Source organism: Aminomonas paucivorans DSM 12260, from assembly GCF_000165795.1.
GTDB lineage: Bacteria > Synergistota > Synergistia > Synergistales > Synergistaceae > Aminomonas > Aminomonas paucivorans.
On record NZ_CM001022.1, the window covers coordinates 452,319 to 469,885 of the forward strand.

General features: G+C 67.8%; 18 protein-coding genes. 16 read left to right on the top strand and 2 right to left on the bottom strand.

Annotated features, from left to right (window positions below; all coding sequences use genetic code 11):
* Nucleotide 1 precedes the first annotated feature (1 nt).
* The gene (locus tag APAU_RS14535) at nucleotides 2-1,291 is read left to right on the top strand and encodes a methyl-accepting chemotaxis protein (protein WP_269490268.1); all 1,290 of its coding nucleotides are present in this window, start codon (nucleotides 2-4) and stop codon (nucleotides 1,289-1,291) included.
* 97 nt (nucleotides 1,292-1,388) lie between these two features.
* Here the strand turns inward: APAU_RS14535 and APAU_RS01975 are convergent, their stop codons facing one another.
* Nucleotides 1,389-2,588: an FprA family A-type flavoprotein gene (locus APAU_RS01975; RefSeq protein WP_006299983.1), complete on the bottom strand. Its 1,200-nt coding sequence runs from the start codon at nucleotides 2,586-2,588 to the stop codon at nucleotides 1,389-1,391.
* Between the two features lie 37 nt (nucleotides 2,589-2,625).
* Nucleotides 2,626-3,003, bottom strand: a complete 378-nt coding sequence (locus APAU_RS01980) for a hypothetical protein (protein WP_232207747.1) — start codon at nucleotides 3,001-3,003, stop codon at nucleotides 2,626-2,628.
* A gap of 121 nt (nucleotides 3,004-3,124) precedes the next feature.
* Between APAU_RS01980 and APAU_RS14540 the strand changes: the two genes are divergently transcribed.
* The 15 genes from APAU_RS14540 (at nucleotide 3,125) to APAU_RS02055 (ending at nucleotide 17,502) form a co-directional block, all read left to right on the top strand.
* Nucleotides 3,125-4,282 carry an aspartate-alanine antiporter-like transporter gene (locus APAU_RS14540; RefSeq protein ID WP_006299985.1) on the top strand — a complete coding sequence of 386 codons (1,158 nt, stop codon included), beginning with the start codon at nucleotides 3,125-3,127 and terminating at the stop codon, nucleotides 4,280-4,282.
* Nucleotides 4,283-4,468: 186 nt separating this feature from the next.
* Nucleotides 4,469-6,148 (top strand): acyl-CoA mutase large subunit family protein, encoded by a 1,680-nt coding sequence (locus APAU_RS01990; RefSeq protein ID WP_006299987.1) that lies wholly within the window; start codon nucleotides 4,469-4,471, stop codon nucleotides 6,146-6,148.
* Nucleotides 6,149-6,166: 18 nt separating this feature from the next.
* Complete coding sequence (locus tag APAU_RS01995; protein ID WP_006299988.1) at nucleotides 6,167-6,583, top strand: cobalamin B12-binding domain-containing protein; 417 nt, start codon at nucleotides 6,167-6,169, stop codon at nucleotides 6,581-6,583.
* A gap of 5 nt (nucleotides 6,584-6,588) precedes the next feature.
* Nucleotides 6,589-6,990, top strand: coding sequence for a methylmalonyl-CoA epimerase (gene mce, locus APAU_RS02000; RefSeq protein WP_006299989.1), 402 nt, complete (start codon nucleotides 6,589-6,591; stop codon nucleotides 6,988-6,990).
* 88 nt (nucleotides 6,991-7,078) lie between these two features.
* Nucleotides 7,079-8,638, top strand: coding sequence for an acyl-CoA carboxylase subunit beta (locus tag APAU_RS02005; protein WP_006299990.1), 1,560 nt, complete (start codon nucleotides 7,079-7,081; stop codon nucleotides 8,636-8,638).
* Between the two features lie 10 nt (nucleotides 8,639-8,648).
* Nucleotides 8,649-9,047, top strand: a complete 399-nt coding sequence (locus APAU_RS02010; RefSeq protein WP_006299991.1) for an OadG family transporter subunit — start codon at nucleotides 8,649-8,651, stop codon at nucleotides 9,045-9,047.
* Nucleotides 9,048-9,093: 46 nt separating this feature from the next.
* Nucleotides 9,094-9,492 carry a biotin/lipoyl-containing protein gene (locus tag APAU_RS02015; RefSeq protein ID WP_006299992.1) on the top strand — a complete coding sequence of 133 codons (399 nt, stop codon included), beginning with the start codon at nucleotides 9,094-9,096 and terminating at the stop codon, nucleotides 9,490-9,492.
* A 26-nt stretch (nucleotides 9,493-9,518) separates the two neighbouring features.
* Entirely contained in the window at nucleotides 9,519-10,643 is a 1,125-nt protein-coding gene (locus APAU_RS02020) for a sodium ion-translocating decarboxylase subunit beta (RefSeq protein ID WP_006299993.1), read from the top strand.
* 253 nt (nucleotides 10,644-10,896) lie between these two features.
* Entirely contained in the window at nucleotides 10,897-11,742 is an 846-nt protein-coding gene (locus APAU_RS02025) for a fumarate hydratase (protein ID WP_006299994.1), read from the top strand.
* 13 nt (nucleotides 11,743-11,755) lie between these two features.
* Nucleotides 11,756-12,334: a Fe-S-containing hydro-lyase gene (locus APAU_RS02030; RefSeq protein ID WP_006299995.1), complete on the top strand. Its 579-nt coding sequence runs from the start codon at nucleotides 11,756-11,758 to the stop codon at nucleotides 12,332-12,334.
* Nucleotides 12,335-12,369: 35 nt separating this feature from the next.
* The gene (locus tag APAU_RS02035; RefSeq protein ID WP_156789401.1) at nucleotides 12,370-12,588 is read left to right on the top strand and encodes a hypothetical protein; all 219 of its coding nucleotides are present in this window, start codon (nucleotides 12,370-12,372) and stop codon (nucleotides 12,586-12,588) included.
* A gap of 109 nt (nucleotides 12,589-12,697) precedes the next feature.
* A complete protein-coding gene (locus APAU_RS02040) occupies nucleotides 12,698-13,651 on the top strand; it encodes a TAXI family TRAP transporter solute-binding subunit (protein ID WP_006299997.1) in 954 nt (317 codons plus the stop codon).
* 99 nt (nucleotides 13,652-13,750) lie between these two features.
* Nucleotides 13,751-15,721, top strand: coding sequence for a TRAP transporter permease (locus tag APAU_RS02045; RefSeq protein ID WP_006299998.1), 1,971 nt, complete (start codon nucleotides 13,751-13,753; stop codon nucleotides 15,719-15,721).
* A gap of 61 nt (nucleotides 15,722-15,782) precedes the next feature.
* The gene (locus APAU_RS02050) at nucleotides 15,783-16,319 is read left to right on the top strand and encodes an AbrB family transcriptional regulator (protein WP_269490216.1); all 537 of its coding nucleotides are present in this window, start codon (nucleotides 15,783-15,785) and stop codon (nucleotides 16,317-16,319) included.
* A 37-nt stretch (nucleotides 16,320-16,356) separates the two neighbouring features.
* On the top strand, nucleotides 16,357-17,502 hold the full coding sequence (locus APAU_RS02055; RefSeq protein WP_156789402.1) for an MFS transporter: 1,146 nt from the start codon (nucleotides 16,357-16,359) through the stop codon (nucleotides 17,500-17,502).
* The last annotated feature ends 65 nt before the right edge of the window (nucleotides 17,503-17,567 follow it).

The following is a 17,567-nucleotide window of genomic DNA, read 5'->3' on the forward strand; positions in this document are numbered from 1 at the left end:
GGTGGGGATTCGGCTTCTTCGCTCCGTCCGCATGTCCGTGCGCCTTTGGGGACTCCTGGCGGGGGCCAGCCTCCTTCTCCTGGCCCTGGGATGGGCGACCCGGTCCGGGGGGGCTTCCTGGGGCGTCCTGGGGGCCTGCCTGCTCCTCCTCTGGATCCTGGGGGGGTGGGTGGTCCTCTCCGTGACGGGCCCCCTGGGGGCGGTGGAGGAAGGGCTCGGGGGCATCGCCTCCCAGCTGGACCTGACGGTGCGCACCTTTACCTGGGCCCGGGACGAGGTGGGCAACGTCAGCCGCTCCATCAACGACTTCCTCACCTCTCTGGATGGGGCACTGGGGCAGGTGGCCCGGGCCAACGAGGGGAACAACGAGGTGGTCTCCCACTTTCTCCGGGCCGCGGAGGACCTGCGCGTCCAGGCCCGGGAGGGGCGGGACGCCGTGGACCGCACCGTGGCCCTGGTGGATTCCGTGTCCGCGGGGATCGAAGAGGTGAACGCGGGGGTGGAGGAGATCTCCGCGGGGGCCCAGACGGTGGCCCAGCGCAGCGCCGAGATGGCGGAGCAGGCCGGTCGGGCCCACGAGGCGGGGGAGACGGGCCTGGCGGCGGTGCGCACCGCCGTGGGGAGCATCCAGACCGTGGCGGAGGAGGCGGCCCAGTCCTCCGGACGGGTCCGGGACCTGGCGGGACGGGCCCACCAGATCCAGTCCTTCGTGGGCAGCATCTCTCAGATCGCCGACCAGACGAACCTGCTGGCCCTGAACGCCGCCATCGAGGCGGCCCGGGCGGGGGAGGCGGGACGGGGCTTCGCGGTGGTGGCGGAGGAGGTGCGCAAGCTGGCGGAGGAGTCCAACGGGGCGGCCCGGAACATCGCCGACCTGGCCCAGGCCATCGCCAAGGATCTGGAGGACGTGGTGCGGGCGGTGGACCGCACCAGCGGCAACGCCGGGGAGGCCCGGGAGCAGGCCCGTTCCGTGGAGGAGGCCATCGGGGACATCCAGTCGGCCCTGGGGGAGATCACCCGGGCCACCCAGGACATGGCGGCGGTGGCCCAGGAGCAGGCGGCCTCCTCGGAGGAGATCGCCGGTGCGGTGCAGTCCACCACCGACCAGATCCACCAGGTGGCCCAGGCTTCGGAGGAGGTCCGGGGCGGGATGGGGCGCATCGCCGAGGCGGCGGAGCAGGTGGCTGCCCGAACGGGGGACCTGTCCGCCAACGCCCGGGACCTGGACCGAAGCCTCGGAGGGTTCCGCATCACTCCGGGAGGAGAGGGGGCCCGCACGGCCCTTCCCTAGGGACGGTAGGTCTCCTCAGGACAGACGGGGCGGAAAACCATGAATAAGCGGGGCCGGAGAAGAACTCCGACCCCGCTCGTTTTTCGTCTTCCAAGGTCTAGCTCTTGGCGCGGATGGCCTGGGCCAGGTGCTGCCCCAGGAGGGTGCACTGCTCCAGGTCCGCCTCGGTGGGGCAGGACTTCACCTCCACGTTGGGCTCCACCAGCTCCCAGTCCCCCTTCTCCGCGAAGGAGAGCAGCTCCGAAAGGGCGCCCCGACTCCAGCTGTAGGAGCCGCACAGCCCCAGGACCCGTCCCTTCATGGCCTTGTTGGCCAAGGTGCGGGTCAGGTGGGCCATGGGGGGGAAGAGTTCCGTGTTGTAGGTGCAGCTCCCCAGGACCAGCCCCCGGAAGTTCCAGATGTCCCGCACCAGGAAGGACACGTTGGCCCGGGAGACGTCGTGCACCGCCACCTTGCGGATCCCCGCCTCGGAGAGGGACCGGGCGATGGCGTCGGTCATCTTCTTGGTGTTGCCGTACATGGACCCGTAGACCACCACGCAGCCTTCCTCCGTCTCGTGGCGGCTCCACCGGTCGTACAGGTCCACCACCCTCCAGGGGTTGGACCGGAGGACCGGGCCGTGGGAGGGGCAGATGACCTTCAGGTCCAGGGTGCGCACCCGGGCGATGGCCTTCTGTACGAAGGGGCTGTAGCGCCCCACGATGTTGGAGAAGTAGCGCAGGATTTCCGACTCGTAGAAGTCCATGTCCACCTCGTCGTCGAAGACCCCTCCCTCCAGGGCGCCGAAGCCCCCGAAGGCGTCGCAGGTGAACAGCACCTTGTCGGTGGTGTCGTAGGTGACCATGGTCTCGGGCCAGTGCACCATGGGGATCAGGGCGAAGACCAGCTTGTGGGTCCCCAGGTCCAGCACGTCCCCGTCCTTTACCTCCACCAGGTTGTCCTGGATGTCGTAGAAGGCCCGGATCATCTCCAGGGTCTTCTTGTTCCCCACGATCTTCAGGTCCGGGTAGACCTGTCTCATCACGGCGATGGATCCGGAGTGGTCCGGCTCCATGTGGTTCACGATGAGGTAGTCCACGGGCTTGCAGTCCTGGAGCACCGAACGGAGCCTCTGGAGGTAGTCCGTCAGGTAGGAACTCTTGACGGTGTCCACCAGGGCGACCTTCTCGTCACAGATCAGGTAGGAGTTGTAGGAGACCCCCCGGGGGAGGGTCCACAGCCCCTCGAAGAGGTCCGTCTCCCGGTCGTTGGCACCGATCCAGGAGATGCTTTCGGTGATGGGGATGGCCTTGTACATGGGGTTCTCTCCCTTCTTCCCGTCCCTTCGGTTCGATCTAGTCCCGCCCGTGGCGGTCCCGACCGTAGGTGGTCCGGCGATCCGCCGCGGCGCTGCCGGAGGAGTCCCCCAGGGATTTCTGGAAGGCGCTCAGAAGCTGCTGACGCCGCCTCTCCTCCGGATCCGCCGCCGTGGTGTCCCTCTCGAAGCGTCCCTCGGCGATGAGGATCTCCAGGTCCCGCACGTCCTCCCCGATGGCCTCCGCCAGGGAGGAGGCGTTCAGCTCCGCGTCCGCGTGGTCCCGCAGGTACTCCCGCGCCCGTTCGTAGACCTTGTCCAGGCGCTTCATGCAGGCCGCGCAGATGCGAGGACCCGAGGACGCGAACAGTTTGTTGCAGACTTGACAGGTGTGCATCTCCATCAGCGGCACCTCCATGACGGCGGGGTCCCTCGTGGGGGAGGGACGCCCTGGGGAAGCTTGTACTATTATACACATCGGCCCTCGGAAGCCCGATACCCCGAACGCGCCCGTCATCCCCGGAGAGGAGGAACCCCCCTTGATCCTGCCGTCCTTCCTGCAGCCCCCCCTGGTCGCCCTCGTCCTGGCGGCCTCCACGGGCTACCTTCTGGGGCGAGTCCGGGTGGGACACTTTCGCCTGGGCCTCTCGGGAGCCCTCTTCACCGGACTTGCCCTGGGGCTTGGGGGGGCGTCCGCTCCCCAGGGGGCCTTTACCTGGAACCTGCTGCTCTTCGTGGTGTGCGTGGGGCTGCTGGCGGCGGAGGACCTGCGCGCGGTGCTGCGCCTCTACGGAATGCGGTGTCTTGCCCTCTCCGTGTGGGTCACCGGAGTGGGGGCGGCGCTCACCTACCTTCTGGCCCGGTCCTTCGGGGGCGGGGCCCACCCCCTTCTCATCGCGGGGACCTACACTGGCGCCCTCACCAGTTCCCCCGGCCTGGGGGCCGCCCTGGAGGCCACGGGGAACAACCCCCTGGTGACGGTGGGCTACTCTGTGGCCTACCCCTTCGGCGTCCTGGCGGTGGTGCTCTTCGTGCAGCTCGCCCCGGCCCTCCTGGGCATCGACGTGGCGGCGGAACGGGAGGCCCTGGTCCGGGAGCTTCGGGGTCGCCCCGACCCCTCTTCGCCCCTTCCGCACCCCGTCGCCCCCTTTTCCCTGGCGGGCTTTCTGGTCTGCCTGCTGGGGGGGCTGCTCCTGGGAGGGGTGGGGGTGGATCTCCCCGGCCTGGGGCGCCTTTCCCTGGGCACCACCGGGGGGACCCTTCTTGCGGCCCTGGTCGCCGGGGCGTGGGGGCACCTGGGCTCCCTGTCCTTCCGCATGGCCCCGGAGCCCCTGGAGGCGATCCGGGACCTCTCCCTGGCCTTCTTCCTGGGGGCGGTGGGGCTCCAGGCGGGACCCCAGGTACTGGAGGCGGTGCAGGCCCACGGGGTCCTGCTGGCCGCGGCGGGGTTCGGGGTGGCCCTGGTCTCGGAGCTGGCGGGCTTTCTTCTGGGGCGCTGCGTCTGGAGGATGAACTGGGTCCTCCTGGCGGGGGCCCTCTGCGGCGCCATGACCAGCACCCCCGGCCTGGGGGCGGCGGTGGAGGCCACGGGGTCCCGAGAGTGCGCCGCAGGGTACGGGGCCACCTACCCCCTGGCCCTGGTGTGCATGGTCCTCTTCACCTCCTGGATCCACGTCCTCCTGGTCCGGCTGGGGTGAAACGAAGGTAAAGTAATCCCCCGGAGACGTGAATTTGCATGAAACTTTCTGGAAACTAAGGATAATACCTTGCACGTCCGAGGGAACTGCGAAATAATGGACGGGCATGTGTCCAGGGCGGAAGCCCCGGCGCGTGCGGGGGGAGGGCAACCCCCACAGTTCGTGTAGGATTAGGAGGCGGAGTGCGTGTTCGACGAGAAGCAGCTGCAGGCGATCGCGGAAAAGAAGGCGGCGTACCAGGCGGCGGTGGACAAGGCCCTCACCAAGGGGCCGGAGATGCGTCAGGAGTTCACCACCGGCGGCGGCATCCCCCTGGAGCGTCTCTACACCCCGGAGCACCTCCAGGGCGTGGACTACCCCAAGGATCTGGGCTTCCCGGGAAGCTTCCCCTACACCCGAGGCGTGCAGCCCACCATGTACCGCGGGCGGTTCTGGACCATGCGCCAGTACGCCGGTTTCGCCACGGCGGAGGAGTCCAACGAGCGTTACCGCTACCTCCTGAGCCAGGGGACCACGGGGCTTTCCGTGGCCTTCGACCTTCCCACCCAGATCGGTTACGACTCGGATCACTCCATGGCCCAGGGCGAAGTGGGCAAGGTGGGGGTGGCCATCGACAGCCTGGCGGACATGGAGATCCTCTTCAACCAGATCCCCTTGGACAAGGTCTCCACCTCCATGACCATCAACGCCCCTGCGGGGGTGCTCCTGGCCATGTACATCGCCGTGGGGGAGAAGCAGGGTGTCCCCACGGACGCCCTCTCCGGCACCATCCAGAACGACATCCTCAAGGAGTACATCGCCCGGGGAACCTACATCTTCCCCCCCAAGCCCTCCATGAGGCTCATCACGGACATCTTCGACTTCTGCAGCAGCCACGTCCCCAAGTGGAACACCATCTCCATCTCCGGCTACCACATCCGTGAGGCGGGCTCCACGGCCATCCAGGAAGTGGCCTTCACCCTGGCGGACGGCATCGCCTACGTGGAGGCGGCGGTGAAGAAGGGCCAGGACCCCAACGTCTTCGGCAAGCGCCTCTCCTTCTTCTTCAACGCCCACAACGATTTCCTGGAGGAGGTGGCCAAGTTCCGGGCCGCCCGGAAGATCTGGGCCCACCTCATGAAGGAGCGCTTCGGCGTCACCGACAAGACCGCCCAGATGCTCCGGTTCCACACCCAGACCGCCGGCAGCACCCTCACGGCCCAGCAGCCGGAGAACAACGTGGTGCGCGTGGCCATCCAGACCATGGCGGCGGTCATGGGGGGCACCCAGTCCCTCCACACCAACAGCCTCGACGAGGCCCTGGCGCTTCCCACGGAGAAGTCCGTGCGCATCGCCCTGCGGACCCAGCAGATCGTGGCCTACGAGTCCGGCATCACCCAGACCATCGACCCCCTGGCGGGAAGCTACGCCGTGGAGGCCCTCACCAAGCAGATCGAAGAGGGCGCCTGGAACTACATCCGCAAGATCGACGAGCTGGGCGGCATGCTGGCCTCCATCGAGAAGGGCTACGTGCAGCAGCAGATCCAGGACGCGGCCTACAACTACCAGAAGGCCGTGGAGGCGGGAGACCGCATCGTCGTGGGGGTCAACAAGTTCCAGGTGGAGGAGGATACCTCCTCCCGCACCCTCCTGCGGGTGGACCCCAGCGTGGGAGCCCAGCAGGTGGCCAAGCTCCGGAAGCTCAAGGAGGGCCGGGACAACGTCAAGGTGAAGGACTGCCTGGAGGATATCCGCAAGGCTGCCCAGAGCGACGAGAACCTCATGCCCCGCATCGTCGAGGCGGTGCGGCACTACACCACCGAGGGCGAAATCTGCGGCGTGCTCCGCGAGGTCTTCGGGGAGTACCGGGAACACGTGGTCCTTTAGGATCGGGAGGGACGAAGGATGAGCGATCGGAAAATCCGCGTAGTGGTGGCGAAGCCCGGCCTGGACGGGCATGATCGGGGAGCGAAGGTGATCGCCCGGGCCTTCCGGGACGCGGGCATGGAGGTCATCTACACGGGGCTGCGTCAGACCCCGGAGCAGATCGTGGAGACCGCCATTCAGGAAGACGCCGACGCCGTGGGGATCAGCATCCTTTCCGGGGCCCACGAGCACTACTTCAAGGCGATCATCGACCTGCTGGCGGAGAAGAACGCCTCGGACATCCTGGTCTTCGGGGGCGGCGTGATCCCTGAGTCCGACGTGCCCCGGCTGGTGGAGCTGGGAGCGGGGGCCATCTTCGGTCCCGGGACCCCCACCACCGAGTGCATCGCCTGGCTGGAGAAGTCCGTGGCGGAGAAGCGAGCGAAGGAGGCGTAGAGCCCATGAAGCCCACCGTGGTGGACCACATCGGGATCGCGGTCAAGAGCATCGACGAGGCCCTGAAGTTCTGGGAAGAGGCCCTGGGCATCCACTGCCACGGGGTCGAGGAGGTGGCGGAGCAGAAGGTGAAAACCGCCTTCCTGCCCCTGGGAGACACGGAAGTGGAGCTTCTGGAGGGGACCTCCGAGGAGAGCCCCGTGTCCAAGTTCATCGCCGCCAAGGGCGAGGGGATCCACCACCTCGCCATCCGGGTGGAGAACCTGGAGGCGGCCCTGGAAGAGCTGAAGGCCAAGGGCGTGCGGCTCATCGACGAGAAGCCCCGGATGGGAGCGGGAGGCGCCAAGATCGCCTTCGTGCACCCCAAGGCTTCCGGAGGCGTCCTTCTGGAACTCAGCGAAAGGTAGGCGAACAGGGCTCAGGTCCCCCGGACAGGGTGCTTCGGGGGAACCTGGGCCCTTTCGAGTACCCACATAGGCAAGGAGGTCGGAGTGTATGGCGGAGCGTACGATCGACGAGTTGTGCGAGAAACTTCTCGCCAAGCGCGGGAAGGCTCTCGAAGGCGGTGGAGAAAAGGCCATCGCCAAGCAGCATGACAAGGGGAAGCTCACCGCCCGGGAGAGGATCACGCAGCTTCTGGATCCGGGGAGCTTCGTGGAGCTGGACGAGTTCGTGGAGCATCGCTGCGACAACTTCGGCATGGAGAAGACCAAGTTCCCCGGCGACGGCGTGGTCACGGGCTATGGCACCGTGGACGGGCGCATCGTCTACGTCTTCAGCCAGGACTTCACCGTCCTCGGCGGCTCCCTGGGGGAGATGCATGCCAAGAAGATCTGCAAGGTTCAGGACCTGGCCCTGCAGAACGGAGCCCCCATCATCGGCATCAACGATTCCGGCGGCGCCCGGATCCAGGAGGCGGTGGACGCCCTCTCCGGGTACGGCAACATCTTCTTCCGCAACGTGAAGGCCAGCGGCGTGGTCCCCCAGTTCTCCATCATCTCCGGTCCCTGCGCCGGCGGCGCGGTCTACAGCCCCGCCCTGACGGACTTCATCTTCATGGTGGACAAGGTCGGCATCATGCACATCACCGGCCCCGCGGTCATCAAGGCGGTGACCGGCGAGGACGTCACCTCCGAGCAGATCGGCGGCGCCCGGGCCCACAACGCCACCTCCGGTGTGGCCCAGTTCTTCGCCGCCGACGAGGCGGAGTGCTTCGCCCAGGTCCGCAAGGTCCTCTCCTACCTCCCCAGCAACAACATGGAGGATCCCCCCGTCTCCCAGCCCGGGGACGACCCCATGAAGACGGACATGAGCCTCCGGGAGGCGGTGCCCACCAACCCCAACAAGGGCTACGACGTGCGCGACGTGATCCGCAAGGTGGTGGACGACGGGGACTTCTGCGAGGTCCAGCCCCTGTGGGCCCGGAACATCGTCACGGGCTTCGCCCGGGTGGGCGGCCGGTCCATCGGCATCATCGCCAACCAGGCGGCCTTCATGGCGGGGTGTCTGGACATCGACGCCTCCGACAAGGCGAGCCGCCACATCCGCCTCTGCGACGCCTACAACATCCCCATCGTCACCTTCGAGGACGTGCCGGGCTACCTCCCCGGTCTGAACCAGGAGATGGGAGGCATCATCCGCCACGGAGCGAAGCTCCTCTACGCCTACAGCGAGGCCACGGCCCCCAAGATCACCCTGGTGCTCCGCAAGGGCTACGGCGGTTCCTACCTGGGCATGTGCAGCAAGGACCTGGGGGCGGACGTGGTGCTGGCCTGGCCCCAGGCGGAGATCGCCGTCATGGGGGCGGAGGGGGCTGCCAACATCATCTTCCGCAAGGAGATCGACGCGGCGAAGGACAAGAACGGCGTGCGCAGCCAGAAGATCGAAGAGTACCGCGAGGCCTTCGCCAACCCCTACCAGGCCGCGTCCCGGGGCTTCGTGGACCGGGTGATCCTCCCCGAGGAGACCCGTCCCGCCCTCTACCAGGCCCTGCTCATGTGCGACGGCAAGAGGGAACTCCGGCCGAAGCGCAAGCACGGCATCATGCCCCACTAGGAGGGACGACATGAGCATCCACGAACATTTCGTCGGCCCCATGGGGGGCGTTCTCATGTCCCTGATCGCCTTCAGCATCGTGTTCCTGGTGATCCTGGGCCTCATGCTGGTCATGTTCGCCACCAAGATGCTGGCCCACAGCCTGGACGCCGCCGCCAAGGCCAAGTCCGCCGCCACCCCCGACGCCTCTGCGTCGGGAGCCAAGGCGGTGGCCGTGGCTCCCCAGACTCCCGTTGCCGTCACCGGTCCTGCCGAGGACGGGGAGCTGGTGGCGGTGATCGCCGCCGCCATCGCGGCAGCCTGCGGGCGGGCCGTGGCGGTGACGGGCATCCGTCCGGTCCTGCCTGCGGGAGGGGCCTTGGCCTCCTCCTGGAAGATGGCGGGACGGATGGAGCAGCTGGAAGGCTAATCCCCGCAACGGGGACGACTTGGATTCTTCTGAGGAGGTCATTGTGATGGGTCGCAAATATCGCATCGTGGTGAACGGCAAGACGTACGACGTGGACGTGGAGGATCTGGGAGCCGGCGCCGCCGCTCCCGCCGCCGCTCCGGCTCCCGCCGCGGCTCCTGCCCCTGCTGCCGCTCCCGCTCCGGCCCCCGCGCCGAAGCCCGCCGCTCCCGCCGCCCCCGTCCCCGCCGGGGCGGGCACCGTGGAAGCCCCCATGCCCGGAAAGGTCCTCAAGGTCCTGGTGCAGCCCGGCGCCGCCGTGACGGCGGGTCAGCTGGTGCTGGTGCTGGAGGCCATGAAGATGGAGAACGAGATCTTTGCCCCCGCCTCCGGCGCCGTGTCGGAGGTCCGCTGCAAGGAAGGCGATTCGGTCAACACCGGCGACGTCCTCCTGGTGGTGGCGTAAGCCCCCCCGGCTAGGAGGGAGGAGCCATGGAACTTTACCTGACCGCGCTCAAGGGCCTCATCACCCAGTCGGGCCTGGTGGGGCTCACCACGGGCAACATCATCATGCTGGTGGTGGCTCTGGTGCTGCTGTACCTGGCCATCGGCAAGGGCTTCGAACCCCTGCTGCTCATGCCCATCGCCTTCGGCTGTCTTCTGGTGAACCTGCCCCTCTCGGGGATCATGGACCCCGGCGGGTTCCTCTACTACGTCTCCTTCGGGACGAAGCACGAACTGTACCCCATCATCATCTTCATGGGCATCGGAGCCCTCACGGACTTCGGCCCCCTGCTGGCCAACCCCATCACGTTCCTCCTGGGGGCGGCGGCGCAGTTCGGGGTCTTCATCGCCGTGGTGGGGGCCATGTTCATGGGCTTCAGCATCCAGGAGGCCGCGGCCATCGGGATCATCGGGGGCGCCGACGGCCCCACCTCCATCTACCTGTGCATGAAGCTGGCCCCGAAGATTCTGGGGGCGGTGGCGGTGGCGGCGTACAGCTACATGTCCCTGGTGCCCCTGATCCAGCCCCCCATCATCCGGCTCTTCACTACCAAGAAGGACCGGGCCATCAAGATGGAGCAGCTCCGGCCCGTGACCCGCACGGAGCGGATCCTCTTCCCCATCATTAGCACCATCGCCTGCGGGCTCATCCTGCCCCCGGCGGTGCCCCTCATCGGGATGCTCATGTTCGGGAACCTGCTTCGGGAGTGCGGCTGCACGGAGCGGCTGAACCTGGCGGCGCAGAACGAGATCCTCAACGCCACCACCATCTTCCTGGGGATCACCGTGGGGGCCACCATGGAGGCCCAGACCTTCCTCACCGCAGCGACCCTGAAGATCATCGTCCTGGGGCTGGTGGCCTTCATCTTCAGCACCGCCGGAGGCTGTGTCTTTGGTCAGGTGATGAAGGTCATGTCCGGGGGCAAGATCAACCCCCTTATCGGGGCCGCAGGGGTCTCCGCGGTGCCCATGGCCGCCCGGGTGTGCCAGCGGGTGGTGCAGCAGGAGTTCCCCGGGTCCTACGTGCTCATGCACGCCATGGGACCCAACGTGGCGGGAGTGGTGGGAACCGCCGTGGCGGCGGGAGCCATGCTCACCCTGCTGACGGCGTAGAGAACTCCGCCTCAAGGAATCTCGACACAGTAAACGGGGGAGGGAGGCCTTAGGCCTCCCTCCTGCTCCATTGCAGGGGGGCTCCGGTTCTCCTGTGGTCTGTTCGCTTCCTGTCAGTGGGGCGGCGGGATGTTTTTTGTCCATAAAGTGCAGGGGCGGCGAGGCACAGGGCTTCGCCGCTCGTTTCATTTTTCCGACAAAACCGGTACACTAGGACCCAAGACCTACGTCTCGTGATGAAGGGGGAGTGCCCATGCGCGTCCTTCCTGCGGCGCAGCTGGTGGAGCGGATTCGGGAGCTGGCCCTGGAGGCCAACCGGGTCCTGCCCGGTCCGGTGCTTCGGGCCCTGAAGGAGGGTCGGGACCGGGAACCCCTGCCCCTGGCCCGGTCGGTGCTGGAGGATCTGCTGGAGAACGCCCGCATCGCCCGGGAGGAATCCCTTCCCCTCTGCCAGGACTGCGGCCTGGCGGTGGTCTTCCTCTCCTGGGGGCAGGAGGTGCTTCTGGAAGGGTCCTCCCTGCGGGAGGCGGTGGACGAAGGGGTCCGCCGGGCCTACCGGGAGGGGTACCTCCGCAAGTCCGTGGTCACGGACCCCCTCTTCGACCGGATCAACACGGGGGACAACACCCCCTCGGTGATCCATCTGGAGTCCGTCCCCGGGGATCGGGTGGAGATCACCGTGGCCCCCAAGGGGATGGGCAGCGAGAACATGAGCCGCATCGCCCTGCTTCGCCCCGCCGACGGGGAGGAGGGGGTGCTGGATTTCCTGGTGGAGGCGGTCCGTGCCGCCGGCCCCAACCCCTGTCCCCCCGTGGTGCTGGGGGCGGCGGTGGGGGGGAACTTCGAGACCGTGGCCCTGGCGGCCAAGAAGGCCCTGCTCCGCCCCCTGGGACAGCCCCACCGGGACCCCCGCTACGCTGCCCTGGAGGCGGAGGCCCTGAGGCGGATCAACGCCCTGGGCATCGGCCCGGGGGGCTACGGAGGGGCCACCACCGCCCTGGCGGTGCACCTGTCCTGCCTGCCCACCCACATCGCGGGCATGCCCGCAGCGGTCAACTTCTGCTGCCACGCCCTGCGCCACGCCTCGGGCGTCCTTTGAGGAGGGGAAACCCATGACGGAAGCCCGCATCCTGACCCTCTCCACCCCCTTGACCCGGGAGGTCCGAAAGGACCTTCGGGCGGGGGATCGGGTGCTCCTCTCCGGGACGATCTATGCCGCCCGGGACGCGGCGCACCGCCGCATGACCGAGTCTCTCCGCCGGGGGGAACCCCTTCCCTTCGATCTTCGGGACCAGGTGGTGTACTATGCCGGCCCCGCCCCCACCCCGCCGGGTCGGGCCATCGGCCCCGTGGGCCCGACCACCAGCGGTCGCATGGACCCCTACACCCCTGCCCTCCTGAACCTGGGACTGGGGGGGATGATCGGCAAGGGACGCCGCTCTCCGGAGGTGCTGGAGGCCCTCAGGCGCCACGGGGCGGTGTACTTCGGCGCCACCGGGGGTGCGGCGGCGCTGCTGGCTCGATCCGTGCAGGAGTGCGTCCTGGTGGCCTACGAGGACCTGGGGCCGGAGGCCATCCTGCGCCTTCGGGTGGAGGGTTTCCCCGCCGTGGTGGTGGTGGACCCCCTGGGGACGGACCTCTACGACGTGGGTCCCCGGGAGGCGAGGCGCGCCCTGGGGTACGGGGACTGACGGAGATCCCTTTGCGGGGCGGATCGGACCAGCCCGTGGAGGTGGTCCTGGGGCCGGGGCTTCAGGGGGAAGGGGAGCGTCTCCTCCGGGTGTCCCTCCCGGGGCCCCTGCCCCTGAGGGAGTTCCTTCTGTTCCTCGGCCTGGACCCCCGGAACGTGGGGCCGGTCCTGAGGGAGGGCCGGACGGCGTCCCTCGAGGTCACCGTGTTACCAGGAGAACGATTGGTCCTGTTGCCTCCGCTGGATGGAGGATAGTGGTTCGACCCAAGTTCATTTTGTGTTATTGTTTGGGAATTGGCTTGACGCCACAGCCCCCTGTGGTTTAATGGCTCTAGAGGCACCAATCGACACGGAGGTAAGGGAAGTGAAACGTGGGTTTCGGTTCCTGGCGGTAGGGGCAGCGCTCTTCTCGTTGATGGCGGGTACGGCCTTCGGGGCCACCTTCATCAACATCGGTACCGGCACCACCGGGGGGACCTACTACCCCGTGGGGGCGGGCATGGCGAAGATCTGGAACACCGCGATCCCGGGGATGAAGGCCAGCGCCCAGTCCACCGGCGGCACCGTGCACAACCTGCAGCTCATGAGCAAGGGCGAGGCGGAGATGGGCTTCGCCGACGGGCTTTACTACTTCGCTTACCTGGGCAAGGGCAAGTACGAGGGCCAGCCCCAGAAGTACCTCCGCGCCATGGTGCCCCTCTACGCCGAGCCCATCCACTTCCTGGTGGCCAAGGGCAGCGGCATCAAGGACCTTCGCGGCCTGAAGGGCAAGCGGGTCTCCATCGGAGCCGTGGCAAGCGGCACGGAGGTCACCGCCAAGGAGCTGCTTCGGGCGGCGGGGCTGAACCCGGACAAGGACATCAAGGCGGAGAACCTGGGGCTCTCCGACACCGCCAAGGCCTTCGCGGACAAGCAGATCGACGCGGCCCTCACCGTGGGCGCCGTGGGGATCTCCGGGGTGGTGGAAGCGGCCACCATGGGCCTGGTGGAGTTCGTGGACGTCCCGGAGGCCCAGATCAACCAGATCTGCGCTAAGCTGCCTTATTTCCTTCCCTTCACCATTCCCGCCAAGACCTACAAGGGGCAGGACAAGCCCAACAAGACCTTCGCCAGCTGGAACATCCTGGTGGTGTCCGACAAGGTGGACGCGGACCTGGTCTACAAGATGACCAAGGCCCTCTTCGATAAGAAGCAGGACCTGGTGAACATCACCACCCGCATGAGTTCCATGACCCCGGAGAACGTGCGCTACATCAAGATCCCCCTGCACCAGGGGGCGAAGAAGTACTACAAGGAAGCGGGAGTGGCGGTGAACTAGCCCGTCCGTTTCCGTTCCAGGGGGCTGCTGTACAGGCGTCAAGCCGGGGGACGGCGTGAGTCGTCCCCCGTTCTGTACCGAAAGGAGCGTCGGATCGCTATGGAACCCAAGGAAAAGCCGGTGGATCTGCTTTCCATCGACCCCATGAACGACGAAAAGATCCAGCGGCTGGTGGAGAAGTACGACGCGGAGAGTCGCTACCGCAGGCTGACCGGCTTGCCGGGCAAGCTGGTCACCCTGCTCCTCGCGGGGATGTCCCTGTTCCACCTCTACACCGCGGGCATCGGCATCCTCCCCATCACCATCCAGCGGGCGGTGCACCTCACCTTCGCCATCGTGGCGGTGTACCTGCTCTATCCCATGACCCAGAAGGGCTCCAAGACCCAGACGCCCTGGTACGACTGGATCCTGGCCGCCGCGTCCCTGGTGGCGGTGGGCTACATCGCCCTGTTCTTCAACGACATCGCCCGCCGGGGGGCGGAACCCATCGGGTACGAGCTGTGGCTGGGGGCCCTGGCCATGGTGCTGGTCCTGGAGGCGGGACGCCGGGTGGTGGGCAACGTGCTGCCGGTGATGAGTCTCCTCTTCCTTTCCTACTGCTACTACGGGGCCTACGCCCCCGGGATGTTCCAGATCCGGGGCTACTCCGTGAGCCGCATCATCCAGCACATGTACCTCACCCCCGAGGGGATCTTCGGCGTGGCCCTGGGGGTGTCCGCCACCTTCGTCATCACCTTCATCATCTTCGGCGCCTTCCTGGGCAAGAGCGGGGGCGCCCGGTTCTTCAACGAGCTGGCACTGGCACTGGCGGGCTCCCGTCCCGGAGGTCCCGCCAAGGTGGCCGTGGTGGCCTCGGGGCTTCTCGGGACCATCAACGGTTCCTCCGTGGCCAACGTGGCCACCACCGGGACCTTCACCATCCCCCTGATGAAGCGGGTGGGCTACAAGCCCGAGTACGCCGGGGCGGTGGAAGCCTGCGCCTCCACGGGAGGCCAGCTCATGCCCCCCATCATGGGGGCCGGAGCCTTCATCATGAGCGAATTCCTGGGCATGTCCTACCTGCGCATCGCTGCGGCGGCGGCTCTGCCTGCGGTGCTCTACTACACCGCCATCTTCGTGAACGTCCACGTGCGGGCCCGCAAGCGGGGCCTCCGGGGGCTTTCCAAGGACGAGCTTCCCGCGGCGGGGCAGGTCCTCAAGCAGGACGGACACCTGCTCATTCCGGTGATCGCGGTCATCGCGGCCCTTCTGATGAAGTACACCCCCATCAAGGCGGCGTTCCTGGGGGTGTTGGCGGTGGTGGTGGTGAGCCAGTTCCGGGCCCACACCCGTATGGGCTTCAAGGCCATCGTGGAAGCCCTGGAAGAAGGGGCCCGGGGCGGCCTGGGGGTGGCTTTGGCCTGCGCCCTGGTGGGCTTCGTGGTGGGGACCTCCACCCTCACCTCCCTGGGGCTCACCCTGTCCAACAACATCATCGAGATCTCCGGGGGGAAGCTCCTCCCCACCCTGGTGATGGCCATGGTGGCCTCCCTGGTCCTGGGCATGGGGCTGCCCACCACGGCGAACTACATCGTGTGCAGCACCATCATCGCCCCCGCCCTCATCGGCATGAACGTCTTTCCCCTGGCGGCGCACCTCTTCGTGTTCTACTTCGGCATCATGGCGGACCTGACCCCGCCGGTGTGCCTGGCCGCCTTCACGGGGGCGGGCATCGCCGGGGCCAACCCCGCCAAGACGGGCTTCACCGCCACGAAGATCGCCCTGGCGTCCTACCTGCTGCCCTACAGCTTCATCTACAGCCCCATGATCCTGCTGGAAAACGTGGTCTACCTGGACCTGGCGGTGATCCTGGTGGCCGGGGTGGCGGGGATCCTGGGCCTGGCGGCGGGACTCGAAGGGTGGATGTTCCGGTCCCTGAAGCCCCTGGAGCGGGTGGCCATCATCCTGGTCTCCGTGGGGGCCTTCCTGCCTCACGACCTGCCCAAGCTGGTGGCCCTGGGGGCGGTGGTGGCGGCGTTCCTGTTCTTCCGCAAGACCGCAGGGGAGGAGATCCAGCCCGAGACGGCCTGATCTCCCTCCCTTCGAGATCCCGTGCGGAGCCGCCCGGCGCGTTCGGGCGGCTCCGCGCACGTTGCGGGGATGGCGGCTACAATGGCTGGGAACGGGGGGACGGGAGATGAAGGAGATCTGGTTGGTGGGGGCCGTGGTGGTCCTGGGGGTGGCGGGAGGCCGGCTCGGCTTCCCCGCGGGGGGGTTGGTGCTAGGCCTGGTGGGGGGGCTGACGGTGAAGGCCCTTTTGGGGATGAACGTCCTGGCCCCCCTGCCGGGGCTTTCCCTGGTCTCCCAGATCCTGGTGGCCTACGTCCTGGTGCGCTCCTCCGACCTGGTGTCCCTCAAGGACCTTCCCCGCCTGATCCCTGCGGCCCTGGCCTACTGCATCCTCCTCCTGGGCTTCTCCCTCTTCCTGGCCTGGCTGTTCGGTCGGCTCTGCGGGATGGACTTCCTCACCGCCCTGTTCGCCACCTCCCCCGGGGGGCTCACGGGCATCGCCACCGTGGCGGTGGAGACCGGGGCCAACGCCCCCGTGACGGTGCTTTTCAACCTGGTGCGCCTGGTGGCCATCCTGGTGGTCCTTCCCCTGATCGCGGCCTTCTGGAGCCGCCCCTGACGCCTTGAAGGACCGGGAGATCCTCCATTCTTCGGTGGTGACCTACGTGGTGCAGGGCTTCATGGCCCTGTACTTCCTCTACCCCCTGGCCCTGTCCCGACAGGGGGTGGACCTGGTGCGCACCGGCTGGCTCATGAGCGCCTTCTTCCTGGCCACCACCCTGGTCCGTCCCCTGGGGAGCCTCTGCACGGAGCGCCTGGGGGTCTGGCGGACCCTGCTCCTTTCCGGCCTGGGCATGGGGGTTGCGTCCTTGGGTCTGGCGGTACCGGGGAGCTTTTCCCTCCTCCTGGCGGTGCGCCTCCTCCAGGGGGGGTTCTACGGGGTCTACATGGTGGGGCTCACGGCCTACCAGGCCCTGGTGATCCCCCCGGACATCCGAGGGGCCGCCTTCGCTTTGGTCTCCGTGGGGTACGTGATGCCCCAGCTCACCGTGGTGCCCGGGGCGGACTTCCTCCTCTCCCGGGGCTGGCTCGGGGTCTACTTGGCCCAGGCTCCCCTGTGGGGGTTCGCCTGCGCCGCCGCTGCCTTTCTGGTTCCCCGGGAACTGGCCCGGGAACGACGGCCCCGGGAGGACTGGGGTTCCTGGGGGGAGCTGCGCCGCCTTTCCGGGCTTGTGCCCCTCCTGGTCTCCCTTCTCCTCTTCGCCCTGGTGAACGCCACGGGTCTCCAGTACCTTCCCTCCCTCGCTGGGGAGAAGGGGCTTTCCGCCAGCCGGTTCGTGGTGGGGGTCGCCCTGGCCGCCCTGGGAGTCCGACTGGCGGGTTCCCGGTTCATGGATTCCTGCGCCAAGAGGATGGGGCTGTTGGGCGGCTCGGTGGTTCTCATGGGAGGCGCGGGGCTGGCGGCCCTGGAGGCGGGTTCCGACGGAGCCCTGCTGGCCTGCGGGCTCCTCTACGGGGTGGGGATGGGCTTCGGCTTTCCCGTGGTGCTGGCCCTGATCCCGGACCTGATCCCCCCGAGGCTTCGCCCCAAGGGGGTGGCCCTGGCCTTCTTCGCCATGGACGGGGGGTGGATCGCCGCTCCCCTGGCCGTGGGGTACCTGGGGCGGTTCGCCGGTCTGGAGGGGGCCATCCTCCCCATCATGGGCCTGGGACTCCTGGGAGGCGGGGCGGTCTGGGGGTTCGGCTGGAGGCCCCTCTGCCGCAGGAGGAGGGGGGAGGAGGAATCGGGGGATGGGACTTGAGGACCGCGGCACCATGAGTTATAAGTGAAGGGCGCCGAAGGAGCAGGCCCACGGAACCGGCGCGC